Consider the following 14,696-nt stretch of genomic DNA (forward strand, 5'->3'; position numbering starts at 1 on the left):
ATGTGAAATGCCACAGCCGATGCGTGGATTGACTGACGCGACCCAGTAGCAGGGGCCACCCCCTGAGCCGCCAAGACGCCCGCAAGTGACGAAGGCTCGGACAGAGTAATGGGAGTTGCGATGCCGCCCGTCATGGGGCTGGGCTGTGTGGCTGTCCTGATGGGCGTCGCCGTTCTGGCCGTCATTCTCGGCCGCTCGAAAGCGGCCACGCCGCTCGTCTATGGCGCGTGCCTGGTCGCCTCGGGCCTTGCCTGCGCCGCTGCTCTGTTCCAGATCGCCGTGGAACCCTGGGCGACGGTGCTGCCGCTGGGGCTCCCCTGGGTCGGTGCGCATTTCCGCATCGACGCGCTCGCCGCTTTCTTCCTGATCGTCGTCAATCTCGGGGGCGCCGCCGCCAGTCTCTATTCGATCGGCTATGGGCGCCACGAGTTGGTACCCCTGCGGGTCCTCCCTTTCTTCCCGGCCTTTCTGGCCGGCATGAACCTTGTGGTGATGGCCGATGACGCCTTCACCTTCCTCCTTGCCTGGGAGTTCATGTCATTGACCTCCTGGGCCCTGGTCATGGCCCATCATCACGACCCGGAGAACCGGCGCGCCGGCGTCATCTATCTGGTGATGGCCAGCTTCGGCACGCTGCTTCTGCTGCTGGCCTTCGGTTTGCTGGCGGGGCCGGACGGCCACTACGCCTTCGCGTCGATCCGGGAGGGCCTGCGGTCGCCGCTGATCGCCGCGCTCGTCCTGATTCTCGCGCTCGTCGGCACCGGCTCGAAGGCCGGGCTCGTTCCGCTTCATGTCTGGCTGCCGCTGGCCCATCCGGCGGCGCCCACGCCGGTCTCCGCGCTGATGAGCGGCGTCATGACCAAGGTCGCGATCTATGGCTTCCTGCGCATCGCGCTCGACCTCCTCGGACCTCCGGCATGGTGGTGGAGCCTGCCGGTCATCGCGCTGGGCGGCGTGAGCGCGGCCATGGGCGTGCTCTATGCGCTGATGCAGCAGGATCTGAAGCGCCTGCTGGCCTACAGCACGGTCGAGAACATCGGGATCATCTTCATCGGCGTCGGGCTCGCGATCGCCTTCCGCGCCAACAACATGGGCTGGGCGGCCGCGCTGGCCCTGACCGCAGCGCTGCTCCACGTCCTCAACCACATGCTCTTCAAGAGCCTGCTCTTCTTCGGCGCCGGCGCGGTCCTGTCGGCAACCGGCCTGCGCGATATCGAACAGCTCGGCGGCCTGATCCGGCGAATGCCCGCGACCAGTTTCACCTTCCTGGTGGGAGCGGCCGCGATCGCGGCATTGCCGCCGCTCAACGGCTTCGTCTCCGAGTGGCTGACCTTCCAGGCCATTCTCTTGAGTCCCCAGATTCCGCAATGGGGCCTCAAGCTCATCGTTCCCGCCGTCGGCGCCCTCTTGGCATTGTCGGCGACACTGGCAGGCGCCTGTTTCGTCCGCGCCTTCGGCATCGTCTTTCTCGGCCGCCCGCGTTCGCCGGCGGCCGAAGCCGCCACCGAGGTCGATCGTTTCTCGCTCGTCGCCATGGCAACGCTGGCGGGGCTCTGTCTCCTGACGGGCGTGCTGCCGGGGCTGGTGATCGACGGTATTGCTCCCGCCGTCAAACTGCTCGTGGGCGAGGTCATGCCGCGGCAGCTCGGGGTGGCCTGGCTCTCGATCGTGCCGATCGCCGAGAGCCGGAGCTCCTATAACGGCCTGCTGGTGTTCCTGTTCGTCGCCCTATCGACCGGGATCGCGGTCCTGGGAATCCACCGGCTGGCGTCGCGCGCGGTCCGGCGTTCCGCGATCTGGGATTGCGGCTTCCCGATCACGAGCGCCAACACCCAATACAGCGCCAGCAGCTTCGCGCAGCCCATTCGCCGGGTCTTCGGTTCGATCGTCTTCCAGGCCCGCGAGCGGATCGACATGCCGCCGCCCGGCGACGCGCGCCCGGCGCGGTTTCAGGTGGAGATCAAGGATCTCATCTGGCAGTTCCTCTACGCGCCTGTCGGCGACGCCGTCTGGGAAGCTGCAAACCGGCTCAATCGCCTGCAGTTTCTGACGATCCGCCGCTATCTCAGCCTGGTCTTCCTGGCGCTCATCGTCCTGTTGCTGGTGGTCGCGATATGGACGTGATCGCCGACCTCACCGTGCAGGGCGTGCAGATGGCGCTGGTCCTGCTGCTGGCGCCGCTGCTCACGGGTTTCGTGCGGAAGCTGAAGGCGCATCTGGTTCGCCGCCAGGGTCCCTCGGTCTTCCAGCCCTACCGCGATCTGTTGCGCCTCCTGCGCAAGGAGGTGGTGCTGGCCGAGAATGCGTCATGGCTGTTCCGCGTGGCGCCTTACCTGATTTTCGCCGCCACCTGGGTCGCCGCTGCCCTGGTGCCGACCTTCGCCACCGGCCTCGTCTTCAGCTGGTCGGCCGATCTAATCGCGATCATCGCGCTCCTCGGCAGCGCCCGTTTCTTCCTGGCGCTCGCGGGTCTCGATGTCGGCACCAGCTTCGGCGGGATCGGCTCGAGCCGCGAGATGCTGATCGGCACGCTCGCCGAGCCGGCGATGATCATGATCGTCTTTACGCTCGCCCTCATCGCCGGCTCGACCCAGCTGGCGACGATGGCCGACTACATGCTGTCGCCCGCGGTGGGCCTTCGCGTCTCGCTCGGACTGTCGTTGATCGCGCTCATCATGGTCGCGATCGCCGAGAACGCCCGCATCCCGGTCGACAATCCGGCCACCCATCTCGAGCTCACCATGGTTCACGAGGCGATGGTGCTGGAATATTCCGGCCGGCATCTGGCCATGATCGAGCTCGCGGCGGCCTTGAAGCTTCAGCTCTACATCTCGCTCATCGCCTGCCTGTTCGCACCCTGGGGGCTGGCGCGGGACGGAGGAGGGATTGCGGCCTACGCGGTCGGCATCGCCTTTTTCATCGTGAAGCTCGCCGTCGGCGGCCTGCTCCTGGCCCTGTTCGAGACGGCCATCGCCAAGATGCGGGTGTTCCGCGTTCCGGAGTTCCTCGGCGCTGCCCTCATGCTGGGTCTTCTCGGCACGCTGCTGCTGTTCGTTTCGAAAGGCCTCTAGATGGGCACCTTATCCTTCGACGTCGCTCATCTGCTGGCCGGTGGCCTGGTTCTGGTGAGCTTCATGATGCTCTACCAGGACCGTCTTTACGCGCTGCTGAATGTCTTCGCACTGCACGCCGTCGTGCTCGCCCTTTCGGTGGCCTGGCAGGCCTATGTCCAGCATGCGCCGCATCTCTATGTGACGGCCGCGATCGCGCTGCTGTTCAAGGGAATGGTCATCCCTTTCGCCCTGCATCGCATGGTGATACGCCTCGGCATCCATCGCGAGATCGAGACCGTGGTCGGCGTCGGCATGACCATGCTCGCCGGGATGGGGCTGGTGGCGCTGTCGATGGTGGTCATGCTGCGGGTGACGCCCACCGCCGACCCGCTCGCGCGCGAGGATCTGGCCTTTGCGCTCTCCGTGCTGCTGCTGGGCCTTCTCATCATGGTGACCCGGCGCAACGCGGTCAGCCAGGTCGTGGGGTTCATGTCGCTCGAGAACGGGCTCGTTCTGGCGGCGACCGGCGCCAAGGGCATGCCGCTCGTGGTCGAGATCAGCGTCGCATTCTCGATCCTGATCGCCTTCATCGTCATCGGTATCTTCCTGTTCCGCATCCGCGAGCGGTTCGACACCGTGGACATCGGCGCACTCGACGATTTCCGAGGCGAGCGCCGATGACTTCGCTTCCGTTCGACGTGGTCACCGCGATCCTCCTGATACCGATCTGTTCGGCAGGCCTGCTGGCCCTGTTGCCGGGCTATCGGCTTTCCGCCCTCCTCAACGTCCTGGCCAGCCTGCTCACGTTCCTGGCTGCTTTGCTTCTGTTCACGAACCGGCCCGAGGCCAATCAGTACGTTTTCATCGACGATCTCAACATCGTCTTCATCGTCCTCAACACCTTCGTCGGCTTCACCACCAGCGTCTTCAGCGCCAGCTACATCGCCCACGAGCTGGAGACCGGCCGGTTGACGCCGACCTATCTCCGATTCTACCACGCGATCTACCAAGTCATGATGTTCGGCATGAACCTGGCGCTGCTCTCGAACAATCTTGGCCTCATGTGGGTGGCCGTGGAGCTGGCGACCCTCAGCACCGTCATCATGGTCGGCATCTACCGGACGCACGAAGCGCTCGAGGCCGCCTGGAAATATTTCATTCTCGGCAGCGTCGGCATCGCGCTGGCACTGTTCGGCACGATCCTGGTCTATATGGCCGCGCGGCCCGTGGTGGGCGAGGGGATCGACGCCATGGTCTGGACGGTCGTGATCGAGCGGGTCGCGAAGTTCGATCCGGCGCTGCTCAATGTCGCCTTCATCTTCCTTCTGCTCGGCTATGGCACGAAGGTCGGCCTGGCGCCGTTGCATGCCTGGCTGCCCGATGCGCATGCGGAAGGCCCCACGCCGATCTCGGCCGTGCTGTCGGGCCTGCTCCTCAATGTCGCGCTCTATGCGGTGCTGCGCTTCAAGATGCTGCTCGCCGCCAACCCCGACGCGATCAACCCCGGTCCCCTGATGATCACCATGGGGCTGACCTCGCTCGTCTTCGCCGCCTTCATGCTCTATCGCCGGCGCGACATCAAACGCATGTTCGCCTATTCTTCGATCGAGCATATGGGCATCATCGCCTTCGCCTTCGGGATGGGTGGGCCGCTCGCCAACTTCGCCGGGCTCCTGCATATGACCATGCACAGCCTCACCAAATCGGCGATCTTCTTCGCCGTCGGCCATATCGCCCAGGTCAAGGGCACGCAGAAGATCGCCGATATTCGCGGGCTCACGGAGAGCCACCCGGTCCTCGGCTGGGGGCTGGTGCTCGGCGTGGTGGCTATCGCCGGCATGCCGCCGCTCGGGATCTTCATGAGCGAGTTCCTGGTGGTGAGCTCGACCTTCGCCCGCGAGCCGTTGCTCGCCATACCGCTGGTCCTGGGGCTGCTGGTCGCCTTCGGCGCCCTGTTCCTGCGGCTGGGCGGCATCGCCTTCGGCCCGCCGACGGGGAGCCTTGCGCCGGTCCAGGCCTCCTATGTTCCCATGTTTGCGCATCTGACCCTGGTCTGCATCGCCGGCGTCTATCTGCCGGCCCCGCTGGTCGTCTGGTTCCAGCATGTCGCGCATCTGCTGGGATAGAGAGGAGGGGCCGCCATGCCGACACTTGCCGAGCTGATGCAACGGGGCCGCGCCGTGCCGGGCGCTCGCCCCTGGCCACGCGTCCAGGTCGATGCGGAGCTGTGGCAGACAGCCGGGCAGTTGCTCGCCGAAGGGCATTGGACCTTGCTCGGTCTTTGGGCCGACAGCGGCGCCGTCCATATGGCTTTGCTCGCGGAGCCGCAGGCCGGTCCCGGAATTCTGAGTCTCGATTGCGCGAACGGAAAATTTCCGTCGATCGGCCGGCTGCATCCGCCGACGGTACGCCTCGAACGGACGATCCAGGATTTGTACGGGCTCGAGGCGGAAGGTGCCTCGGATTCGCGACCCTGGCTGGATCATGGGAGCTGGGGCGTCCGCCATCCGCTCGGCGAATGGACCCCATCTCCTGTTGCGCCCATGCCCGCCTACAATTTCCTGGAGGCGGAGGGCGAAGGGCTTCACCGGATCGCCGTGGGCCCGGTCCATGCCAGCGTCATCGAGCCCGGTCATTTCCGCTTCACCGTGAATGGCGAGGCCGTCGTCCGGCTGGAGGAACGGCTGGGCTACGCCCACAAGGGCATCGACGGGCTGATGCGGGAGGCGGGCCTGGAGCAGGCCGTCAAGCTCGCGGGCCGGACGTCCGGCGACAGCACGGTGGCCTATGCCTTGGCCTTCTCGCGCGCGGCGGAAACGGCGCTGCAGATCGAGGTTCCCGCAAGGGCCGTCTGGCTCCGGGCCCTGATGGCCGAGATGGAGCGCCTCGCCAATCACTTCGGCGATATCGGCGCCATCTGCAACGACGCCTCCTTCGTCGTGATGCATGCGCAATGCGGCACCTTGCGCGAGCGTGTGTTGCGCGCGGCGGAGGCCTGCTTCGGCCACCGTCTGATGCGGGACCGCATCCTGCCGGGCGGCGTCGCAGCCGATCTTGGCGCAGACGGGATCGCCGCCTTGCGCGGCCTTCTGCAGGAGGCGCGCCGGCATTTCCCCACCCTGATCAAGCTCTACGACAACACCGCCTCGCTGCAGGACCGCACCGTCGGCACCGGCCGGCTCACGCCCGAACTGGCGCGCCAGTTCGGCTGCGGCGGCTATGTCGGCCGGGCGTCGGGCCGGGACTTCGACGCCCGCCGCGCGTTCCCCTATGCGCCCTACGACCAGCTGCAATTCGACGTGCGGGTCGCGACCGAAGGCGATGTGAACGCCCGCGTCTGGATCCGAATCTGGGAGGTGGAGCAAAGCCTGGCGCTGGTCGAGCAGATCCTCGACCGCCTGCCCGCGGGCCCGGTCCGCGTCGGCCTCAACCAGGGTTCAGGCAACGCCACCGAGGGCATGGCGATCGTCGAGGGGTTCCGGGGCGATATCCTCGTCTGGCTGCGCCTCGACGCCGACGGCAAGGTGGCGCGCTGCCATATGCGCGATCCGTCCTGGTTCCAATGGCCGGTGCTGGAGGCCGCGATCGAGGGCAACATCGTCGCCGACTTCCCGCTCTGCAATAAGTCCTTCAACTGCTCCTATTCCGGCCAGGACCTCTAGGGAGACCGGCATGCACAGGATCCTGTTCGACAATCTCGCGAAGGGCACGCTGACCGAGCCGCCGCCCGCGCCGGACGAGAGCGCCCTGGCCGAGCTGGCGGCGGCGCTCGAACGCAACGCGCGCCGCAAGCTGGGGCGCAGCCTTTCGATCCGACAGGTCGATGCGGGCTCCTGCAATGGCTGCGAGCTGGAGATCAACGCCCTCGGCAACCCATTCTACGATCTTGAGCGCTTCGGCCTGCGCTTCGTCGCCTCGCCGCGGCATGCGGACGTGCTGCTGGTCACGGGACCCGTGACCCGGAACATGCAGATCGCCCTCGAACGCACCTACCGCGCGACGCCCGACCCGAAATGGGTCGTGGCCGCGGGCGATTGCGCGCTCGATGGCGGCATGTTCGCGGGGAGCTATGCGTGCCTGGGCGGGGTATCGGCCGCCATTCCGGTCGACCTGCATATCCGGGGCTGTCCGCCGAGCCCGACGCAGCTTCTCAAAGGATTGCTGGCGCTGCTGCAGGTGGACAAGGCCCGGTGAGGCCCGCGCGGTCGCGCGGGCCTAGCCGGCGGTCAGTAGCGGCGCAGCAGGCCGATAAGCCGGCCCTGAACGCGGACCCGGTCGGGCCCAAAGATTCGCGTCTCATAGGCCGGGTTCGCGGGCTCGAGGGCGATCGAATCGCCCTTCCGGCGCAGCCGCTTCAAGGTCGCCTCGTTGTTGTCGACCAGGGCCACCACGATGGTGCCGTTGTCGGCATTGTCGACCCGCTCGATCACGACCGTGTCGCCGTCGAGGATGCCGGCGTTGATCATCGAATCGCCGTCGACCTCGAGCGCGTAATACTCGCCCCGGCCCAGGAGGCCGGCCGGCACGTCGACGAAGCTGGAGCTGTCGCGCAGCGCCTCGATCGGGGTACCGGCGGCGATCCGGCCATAAAGGGGAAGTTGAACCGCCTCGACGTCGCGGGCGAGGGGGGCGCCGGGGAGGGCGCCCGCGAAATCGCCGCGGATGACGGTCGGGGCGAAGCCCGTGGCCGTGGGCCGGGTCGAGGTGGTGATTCCCACGGCATCGGGCAGCTTCAGGACCTCCAGCGCCCGGGCCCGGTGGGGCAGGCGGCGGATGAAGCCGCGCTCCTCGAGGCCGGTGATCAGGCGGTGGATGCCGGACTTGGATTTCAGTCCCAGCGCTTCCTTCATCTCGTCGAACGAAGGCGAAACGCCCGCGTCGGTCAGGCGCTTATTGATGAAATGCAGGAGCTCGTTCTGCTTGCGCGTGAGCATTGATGGCTTTCCTCGCGGCCGGACGAACCGGCACCCCCAAGATATGGAACAAAACCTAAACGACGACACACGTTCTAGTTTGGTTCCCGGAAGGGGTCAAGGTTTTTCCACAGGCTGGGTAAGGCCCAGAGTCGCGGAGGCCGGTTGCACCGGCGAATCAGACTCGGCCTAGAGCCCCATCAAATCCCGGTGGAATCGCAGAACCCGCACAGCGTCGCCCACCTTGGCAGCGGGCGCATGGGGGGCGCGGATGAGCAACCCATCGGCCTGGGCCAGGAAGGCCATCATTGCGCTGTCCTGCCGCTCCATCGGCACCGCCACCAGGGCGCCCTGTGCGTTGAGGGTGAGACGCGCCCGCAAATAGTCCTGGCGCTGGTCGTTCGCCTTGAGGTCGCTGCCCAGGATGGCGGTTTCGCTTTCATCCTCGACCTCACGACCCTCCATCACGGCGAAGGCCGGTTTCACGAACAGCAGCGAGCAGACCAGGGCCGAGACGGGGTTGCCCGGCAGGCCCAGCACGGGCGTGTTGCCGAGCCGGCCGAACATGACCGGTTTGCCGGGCCGCATGGCGATCTTCCAGAAGGCGAGTTTCATGCCCTGTCCGGCAAGCGCCTCCTGGACCAGATCGTGGTCGCCGACCGAGGCGCCGCCGGTGGTGATCAGCAGGTCGGCACCGGCCGCGCCGGCCAGCATCTCGGCCAGCACGCCCGAATCGTCCCGGGCGATGCCGAGATCGACGGGATCGCCGCCGCAAGCCCGCACGAAGGCCGCCAGCGCCAGACCGTTGGACCCGACGATGCCCGCGGGCCCGATCGGCTCCCCGGGCATCGACAACTCGTCGCCGGTGCTGAGGATGGCCACGCGCGGGCGGCGGCGCACCTTGAGCCAGGGCCGGTTGGCGGCGGCCGCCAATCCGATGTCGCGCGCCGTCAGCCGGGCGCCCGCGCGGAACAGGACGCGCCCTTCCTCGAAATCCTGGCCCTTGGCGCGGATATGGCGCCCAGGCTCGGCCGCCGCGGTCAGCTCGACGCTGTCGCCGTCGCGCTTGGCGTTCTCCTGGATGACGATGCTGTCGGCCCCGTGGGGCAGGGGACCGCCAGTCAGAATCCGCACCGCCTCGCCGGGGCCGACGTGGCCTTCATAGTGTCCGCCGGCCGGCGCGGTACCGACCAGCTTCAGCCTCACCGGTGCCTTCGTCACGTCGGCGGCGCGCACCGCATAGCCGTCCATCGCCGAGACGGCAAAGGGCGGGTGGCTCACGCGCGCCGTCACATCCTCGGCCAGCACCCGGCCCAGCGCGTCGGCGAGACCGACCTGCTCGGCCGGCAGCGGCCGGAAGGCCGCGCAGATCTCAGCTTGCGCCTGTTCGACCGGAATCATCGCCCGCGCTCGTAGGTACCGGATTTTCCGCCGCTCTTATGCTCGAGCCGGATATCGCCCAGCACCATGCCGCGATCGACCGCCTTGCACATGTCATAGACGGTGAGGGCCGCGACCGAGACCGCTGTCAGCGCTTCCATTTCGACGCCGGTGGGACCGGTGGTCTTGACCGTCGCCGTGATGTCGATCCGGCTCTGGCGGAGATTCGGCTTCAGCACGACCGAGAGAGCGCTCAGCGCCAGCGGATGGCAGAGCGGGATGAGCTCATGGGTGCGCTTCGCCCCCATGATGCCGGCGAGCTCGGCGACCGACAGCACGTCGCCCTTCTTCACCTGGCCGGCACGGATGAGTCGCATCGTCTGTCTGGCGACCGTGACATGGCCCGAGGCCACGGCGATGCGCTCGGTCGCGGGCTTGGCCGAGACATCGACCATCTGCGCGCGGCCCGCCTCGTCGAAATGGGTGAGGCGAGACGGCTTCGTCTTCCGGGATTTTCGTGCCATCGCCCGCTGTCTCAGGCGGAGCGGCGCGCGAGCGCGGCGCGCGACAGCAGCATCGCCGTGGCGCCCGCGACGTCAGGCTGGCGCATCAGAGATTCGCCGATCAGGAAGATCGAGGCGCCGACCCTGCTCATGCGCACCAGATCCTCGGGCGATTCCAGGCCGCTCTCGGCCACGATGAGCCGGTCCTTCGGCACCCGTGGCGCCAGCGCCTCGGTGGTCGCAAGATCGACCTTCAAGGTCTTGAGATTGCGATTATTGATCCCGAGCAGCCGGGCCTTCAGCTTCAGCGCGCGCTCGAGCTCGACCTGATCGTGAACTTCAACAAGCACGTCCATCTTCCAATATTGCGCGACGGCCTCGAGCTCGGCCGCCTGCGCATCGGAGAGCGCCGCCATGATCAGCAGCACGCAATCGGCGCCCAGTGCCCGCGCCTCCGCGATCTGGTAGGGATCAAGCATGAAGTCCTTGCGCAGGGCCGGCAGATCGCAAGCGGCGCGTGCCGCCGTCAGATACTCGTCGCGACCCTGGAAATAGGGCTCGTCGGTCAGGACCGACAGGCAGGTTGCCCCGCCCACGGCATAGGACCTCGCCAGGTTCGCCGGGTGGAAGTCCTCCCGGATCAGGCCCTTGCTGGGCGACGCCTTCTTGATCTCGGCAATCAGGCCGAAACGGCCGGCAGCGACCGCGGCCGCCAGGCGATCGCCGAAGCCGCGGGTCGGGCTCTGCGCCTTCGCCGCCGCCTCGACCGCGACCAGCGGGCGCTCGGTCTTGCGGCGCGCCACATGGACGAGCTTGTCGGCGCAGATTTTCTGCAGCACGTCGCTCATGCCGGCACCGGTCCGTTGGTGATGGTAACGAGCTTCTCCAGCACCGCCCGCGCCTTGCCGGAATCGATCGCGGCCTCCGCCAGGGCCTTGCCGGCCTTCAGGTCGGCTGCTTTGCCGGCCAGCATCAAGGCCGCGGCGGCGTTGAACAGCACCACGTCGCGATAGGGACCCGGATGCCCGTCGAGCAGGGCCGTGAGCGCCAGCGCATTGGTCGCGGAATCGCCGCCCTTGAGGTCGGCCGCGCTGGCGCGGCGCAGCCCGATATCCTCGGGTTTCACCTCGAAGCTCCGCACCTTGCCGCCCTTGAGCTCGGCCACATGGGTGGGGCCGGTCGTGGTGATCTCGTCCATGCCGTCGGAGCCATGGACGACCCAGGCGCTCTCGGTGCCGAGCCGGCCCAGCACCGTCGCCATGGTCTCGATCCAGTCGCGTGAGAACACGCCGATGAGCTGCCGCTTGGCGCCGGCGGGGTTGGAGAGCGGACCCATGAGGTTGAAAATGGTGCGGGTGCCGAGCTCGACACGGGTCGGGCCGACATGCCGCATCGCGCTGTGATGGCGCGGCGCCAGCATCAGGCAGATGCCGGCCTCCCACAGGGCCTTCTTCACCAGGCTCATATCGGCTTCGATATTGACGCCGAGCGCCTGCAGCACGTCGGCGGTGCCGGTCTTGGACGACATGGCGCGGTTGCCATGCTTGGCGACGGGCACGCCCGCGGCCGCCACGACCAGGGCCGCCCCGGTCGAGATGTTCCAGCTGCCGGATTGATCGCCGCCGGTGCCGCAGGTGTCGATCGCCCCGGCCGGCGCCTCGATGCGGGTCATCTTGGCGCGCATGGCGCGCACGGCGCCGGTGATCTCCTCGACCGTCTCGCCGCGCACCCGCAAGCCCATCAGGAACGCGCCCAGCTGCGAGGGCGTCGCGTTGCCCGACATCATGATGTCGAAGGCCTGCTCCGCCTCGCTCTCGCTGAGTTTCCGGCCGGACGCGACCGCACCGATCAGCGGCTTCAGATCGCCAGCCGGAGCCGGCGCGGGCGCAGCGGTCATGCCGACAGCCTCATGGCCTGCGCATTATGGCCGCAGCGGCGCAGGAAATTGGCGAGCAGCCGATGGCCATGCTCCGAGGCGATGCTCTCGGGATGGAACTGCACGCCGAAGATCGGCAGTTCGCGATGGGCGAGGCCCATCACGATGCCGTCCTCGGTCTCGGCCGTGATCTCCAACTCCTGAGGGAAGCCGTCGCGCTCGACGATGAGCGAGTGATAGCGCGTGCCGGTGAAGGGGCTCGGGATGTCGGCGAAGATGTCGGTGCCGCGATGGATCACGCGGCTGACCTTGCCATGCATCGGCAGGGGGGCCCGGACCACCTTGCCGCCGAAAGCCTGGCCGATCGCCTGATGACCGAGGCAGACGCCGAGGATCGGGATCTTGCCCTTGGCGGCGCCGATCAGGTCGAGGCAGATGCCGGCGCGATCGGGGTCGCAGGGCCCCGGCGAGATGATGATGCCCTGCGGCTTCAGCGCCATCGCTTCGGCCACGGCGATCTTGTCATTACGCCGCACCACCATCTCGGCGCCAAGCTCGCCCAGATAGTGATAGAGGTTGTAGGTAAAGCTGTCGTAGTTGTCGATTAACAGAAACATTTCAAATCCTTGGGGGCGCCTGCTGCAGCGCCCTGCGAATGGCCTCAGGGTTGGTTATAGCAGGGCCGGGAAGGCCGGTCCAAGGCCGGCAGCGGCCCTCGGACTCGGGGTCAGATATGATAGAAGCGCGGGCATTCTTCCAGGATAGGACAGGCATTCCAGCATGACGGCACGCCGGCGCAACGGCCGCGGGGCAGGGAGCAAGAAGCGTTCCTCGGGTCGCGGGTCCGCGCGTTCGTCGATCTTCCCGATCGGCCCGCGGCGGCGCGGCCGGGCGCCGAAACCCAGCTGGCGCCGGTCGCTGCTGCGGCTGGCGGGCCCGCCGCTCTGGCTGTTGCTGGCCCTGCTGCTGGGCGTCGTGGCCGTGGGTTTCAGCCAGGGCTGGTTCGCATCCTCGAAGCCGCATCCGGTCGTGGCGTCGGCGCCGGCCCCGAGTTCCTCGACCGCTGTCCTCTCCACCTTCATTCCCGAGCCGTTGGCGAAGCCCCCGGTGCCGCCGACCGACGCGGTGGCACCGCCGCCGACGCCCACTGCCCCCGTCTACGAGGAATCCTCGAGCGCGCCCGCCGTGCTCGACTCCAGCAACGAGCCGGACGAGGTCGCGGCCCTGATCGCCCGGCCCGCGCCCGCGACGTCAGCCACCGGTGCGGCGCCGAGCCTGCCCAGCGTCGGCGGCTCGGCGACCTGGCTCGCCTATGCCGTGCCGGTGCCCGACACGCGAGGCCGGCCGATGATCGCCATCGTCATCGACGATGTCGGGCTCGATCGCGCCAACTCGGCCCGCGCCATCGCCCTGCCGGGGCCATTGACGATCTCCTTCATGACCTATGCGGAGCATCTCGACCAGCAGTCGGCGCTGGCGCGCGAGCATGGCCACGAGCTGATGCTCCATGTCCCGATGGAGCCGATGGATCCGAGCCTCGATGCAGGCCCGGACGCGCTGCGCACCGACCTCGCGCCCGGGGAGCTGAAGCGCCGGCTCGATTGGGACCTGACGCGGCTCTCGGGCATCGTCGGCATCAACAACCATATGGGCAGCAAGTTCAGCCGCTCGACCGAGGGCATGAACCTGGTGATGCAGGCATTGCGCGAGCGCGGACTGCTGTTCCTCGACTCCCGCACCATCGCGGACAGCGTCGGCTCGAAGGAGGCGGCCGCCTATGGCGTGCCCCATGCCGACCGCGACGTGTTCCTCGACGACGACCAGAGCCCGGCCAAGATCGACCAGATGCTGGCCGAGCTCGAGCGCATCGCCCGCAAGCGCGGCTATGCGGTGGGCATCGGCCATCCGCATCCGGCGACGATCGCGGCGCTCCAGCGCTGGCTGCCGACGGCGGCACAACGCGGCTTCGTGCTGGTACCGATCAGCGCCATCGTGCGCCGCATGAATGGCGTGACGGGATGACGGCCGAGCGGGTTGCGCGTCAGGAGGCCTTCGCCCGGCTGTTCGACCAGGTCACCGCGATGCCGCTGGCGACGATGACGGCGATCCCAAGCCAGACGATCGGGTCCGGCAGATCGCCGAAGACGATGAAGCCGAACAGGATGGCGGCAACGATCTCCGTATAGCCATAGGGCGCCAGTTGAGAGGCGGTCGCCATGCGGTGTGCGGCGATGATCAGGAAATGCCCCGCAGTCGCGATCACGCCGATCAGCGCCAGCAGGGGCCAATCCTCGAGGTCGGGCGTTTTCCAGACGAAGGGGACGAGGAGGGAGAAGACGACGGCGCCCAAGACGGCCGAGATCGTCGCCGTCACCAGCGCAGGGTCGTGCGAGGCGAGCTTGCGCGTCGCGACAAGGGCCGAGCCGTACGCCGTGCCGGAGGCGAGCGCGAAGAGCACGCCCGGCGACACGCCATGGATCGAGGGCCGGATCACCAGGATCGCGCCGACGAAACCGAGCAGGACCAGCAGCCATCGCTGCCAGCCGATCGCTTCGCCCATGAACAGGGCAGAGATGACGAGGATGAGCAGCGGATAGACGAAGAAGACCGACATCGCATCCGCCAGCGGAATCCGGGCGACGGCCGAGAAGAACATCATGGCCGAGAGCGCCATCAGTCCGCCGCGCAGAAGCTGCCACAGCGGGCGCCGGGGCCGGAAGAGAGCGAGCCCATGCCGACGGAGGGCCGCCGGCAGGAGCAGCAACGCATAGACCACGTAGCGCGCCCAGACGATTTCGAGCACCGGCAGATGGCCGGACAGAAGCTTCGCGATCGCATCCATGCCCGGCAGGATCGCCAGCGCACCCACCATGGTCAGGGCGCCGATCACAGGCCGGTCCTCGATGGCCCGCCGGGTGCTGTCGGTGCTCGTCAATACGGGCCTCTGCGCGCGTTGCGGCGTTTGCGGCAG

Annotated in this window: 14 protein-coding genes; 7 read left to right on the plus strand and 7 right to left on the minus strand. The window is 67.6% G+C overall.

Features of this window, described 5'->3' with window-relative positions; all coding sequences use genetic code 11:
- Window positions 1-120: 120 nt before the first annotated feature.
- Genes hyfB through FRZ44_RS12275 form a run of 6 tightly spaced genes read left to right on the plus strand, consistent with a single transcriptional unit; the run spans window position 121 to window position 7,247 of the window.
- Window positions 121-2,124 (plus strand): hydrogenase 4 subunit B, encoded by a 2,004-nt coding sequence (gene hyfB, locus FRZ44_RS12250; protein ID WP_151177455.1) that lies wholly within the window; start codon window positions 121-123, stop codon window positions 2,122-2,124.
- Window positions 2,115-3,071: a respiratory chain complex I subunit 1 family protein gene (locus tag FRZ44_RS12255; RefSeq protein ID WP_151177456.1), complete on the plus strand. Its 957-nt coding sequence runs from the start codon at window positions 2,115-2,117 to the stop codon at window positions 3,069-3,071. Before hyfB ends, FRZ44_RS12255 begins: the two co-directional genes overlap by 10 nt.
- On the plus strand, window positions 3,072-3,734 hold the full coding sequence (locus tag FRZ44_RS12260; RefSeq protein WP_151177457.1) for a hydrogenase-4 component E: 663 nt from the start codon (window positions 3,072-3,074) through the stop codon (window positions 3,732-3,734).
- Window positions 3,731-5,179, plus strand: a complete 1,449-nt coding sequence (locus tag FRZ44_RS12265; RefSeq protein WP_151177458.1) for a hydrogenase 4 subunit F — start codon at window positions 3,731-3,733, stop codon at window positions 5,177-5,179. Before FRZ44_RS12260 ends, FRZ44_RS12265 begins: the two co-directional genes overlap by 4 nt.
- Before the next feature lie 15 nt (window positions 5,180-5,194).
- Window positions 5,195-6,715: a hydrogenase large subunit gene (locus tag FRZ44_RS12270; RefSeq protein ID WP_151177459.1), complete on the plus strand. Its 1,521-nt coding sequence runs from the start codon at window positions 5,195-5,197 to the stop codon at window positions 6,713-6,715.
- A gap of 10 nt (window positions 6,716-6,725) precedes the next feature.
- A complete protein-coding gene (locus FRZ44_RS12275) occupies window positions 6,726-7,247 on the plus strand; it encodes an NADH-quinone oxidoreductase subunit B family protein (RefSeq protein WP_151177460.1) in 522 nt (173 codons plus the stop codon).
- Window positions 7,248-7,279: 32 nt separating this feature from the next.
- On the opposite strand, the gene lexA is transcribed toward FRZ44_RS12275, so the two are convergent.
- The 6 genes from lexA to FRZ44_RS12305 all read right to left on the minus strand — a co-directional run bounded on the left by lexA (window position 7,280) and on the right by FRZ44_RS12305 (window position 12,342).
- Window positions 7,280-7,987, minus strand: coding sequence for a transcriptional repressor LexA (lexA, locus tag FRZ44_RS12280; RefSeq protein ID WP_151177461.1), 708 nt, complete (start codon window positions 7,985-7,987; stop codon window positions 7,280-7,282).
- 168 nt (window positions 7,988-8,155) lie between these two features.
- Window positions 8,156-9,367, minus strand: coding sequence for a molybdopterin molybdotransferase MoeA (locus tag FRZ44_RS12285; RefSeq protein WP_151177462.1), 1,212 nt, complete (start codon window positions 9,365-9,367; stop codon window positions 8,156-8,158).
- The gene (gene moaC, locus FRZ44_RS12290; RefSeq protein WP_151177463.1) at window positions 9,364-9,870 is read right to left on the minus strand and encodes a cyclic pyranopterin monophosphate synthase MoaC; all 507 of its coding nucleotides are present in this window, start codon (window positions 9,868-9,870) and stop codon (window positions 9,364-9,366) included. The genes FRZ44_RS12285 and moaC overlap by 4 nt, the downstream gene beginning before the upstream one ends.
- Before the next feature lie 11 nt (window positions 9,871-9,881).
- On the minus strand, window positions 9,882-10,697 hold the full coding sequence (trpC, locus tag FRZ44_RS12295; RefSeq protein ID WP_151177464.1) for an indole-3-glycerol phosphate synthase TrpC: 816 nt from the start codon (window positions 10,695-10,697) through the stop codon (window positions 9,882-9,884).
- Window positions 10,694-11,746: an anthranilate phosphoribosyltransferase gene (gene trpD, locus FRZ44_RS12300; RefSeq protein ID WP_151177465.1), complete on the minus strand. Its 1,053-nt coding sequence runs from the start codon at window positions 11,744-11,746 to the stop codon at window positions 10,694-10,696. The genes trpC and trpD overlap by 4 nt, the downstream gene beginning before the upstream one ends.
- Complete coding sequence (locus tag FRZ44_RS12305) at window positions 11,743-12,342, minus strand: anthranilate synthase component II (RefSeq protein WP_151177466.1); 600 nt, start codon at window positions 12,340-12,342, stop codon at window positions 11,743-11,745. The genes trpD and FRZ44_RS12305 overlap by 4 nt, the downstream gene beginning before the upstream one ends.
- A 163-nt stretch (window positions 12,343-12,505) precedes the next feature.
- Here FRZ44_RS12305 and FRZ44_RS12310 point away from each other — a divergent pair, with 163 nt between their 5' ends.
- Window positions 12,506-13,747: a divergent polysaccharide deacetylase family protein gene (locus FRZ44_RS12310; RefSeq protein ID WP_151177467.1), complete on the plus strand. Its 1,242-nt coding sequence runs from the start codon at window positions 12,506-12,508 to the stop codon at window positions 13,745-13,747.
- A 19-nt stretch (window positions 13,748-13,766) separates the two neighbouring features.
- On the opposite strand, the gene FRZ44_RS12315 is transcribed toward FRZ44_RS12310, so the two are convergent.
- The gene (locus tag FRZ44_RS12315; protein ID WP_191908554.1) at window positions 13,767-14,660 is read right to left on the minus strand and encodes a DMT family transporter; all 894 of its coding nucleotides are present in this window, start codon (window positions 14,658-14,660) and stop codon (window positions 13,767-13,769) included.
- Window positions 14,661-14,696 lie beyond the last annotated feature (36 nt).

The organism is Hypericibacter terrae (genome assembly GCF_008728855.1).
Classification (GTDB): Bacteria; Pseudomonadota; Alphaproteobacteria; order Dongiales; family Dongiaceae; genus Hypericibacter; species Hypericibacter terrae.

Bases quoted from the DNA above. Each gene is read 5' to 3' on its own strand.
- FRZ44_RS12255 (WP_151177456.1), top strand. From the start codon at position 2,115: ATGGACGTGATCGCCGACCTCACCGTGCAGGGCGTGCAGATGGCGCTG.
- hyfB (WP_151177455.1), top strand. From the start codon at position 121: ATGCCGCCCGTCATGGGGCTGGGCTGTGTGGCTGTCCTGATGGGCGTC.
- FRZ44_RS12265 (WP_151177458.1), top strand. From the start codon at position 3,731: ATGACTTCGCTTCCGTTCGACGTGGTCACCGCGATCCTCCTGATACCG.
- FRZ44_RS12270 (WP_151177459.1), top strand. From the start codon at position 5,195: ATGCCGACACTTGCCGAGCTGATGCAACGGGGCCGCGCCGTGCCGGGC.
- lexA (WP_151177461.1), bottom strand. From the start codon at position 7,987: ATGCTCACGCGCAAGCAGAACGAGCTCCTGCATTTCATCAATAAGCGC.
- moaC (WP_151177463.1), bottom strand. From the start codon at position 9,870: ATGGCACGAAAATCCCGGAAGACGAAGCCGTCTCGCCTCACCCATTTC.
- trpD (WP_151177465.1), bottom strand. From the start codon at position 11,746: ATGACCGCTGCGCCCGCGCCGGCTCCGGCTGGCGATCTGAAGCCGCTG.
- FRZ44_RS12260 (WP_151177457.1), top strand. From the start codon at position 3,072: ATGGGCACCTTATCCTTCGACGTCGCTCATCTGCTGGCCGGTGGCCTG.
- trpC (WP_151177464.1), bottom strand. From the start codon at position 10,697: ATGAGCGACGTGCTGCAGAAAATCTGCGCCGACAAGCTCGTCCATGTG.
- FRZ44_RS12305 (WP_151177466.1), bottom strand. From the start codon at position 12,342: ATGTTTCTGTTAATCGACAACTACGACAGCTTTACCTACAACCTCTAT.
- FRZ44_RS12275 (WP_151177460.1), top strand. From the start codon at position 6,726: ATGCACAGGATCCTGTTCGACAATCTCGCGAAGGGCACGCTGACCGAG.
- FRZ44_RS12285 (WP_151177462.1), bottom strand. From the start codon at position 9,367: ATGATTCCGGTCGAACAGGCGCAAGCTGAGATCTGCGCGGCCTTCCGG.
- FRZ44_RS12310 (WP_151177467.1), top strand. From the start codon at position 12,506: ATGACGGCACGCCGGCGCAACGGCCGCGGGGCAGGGAGCAAGAAGCGT.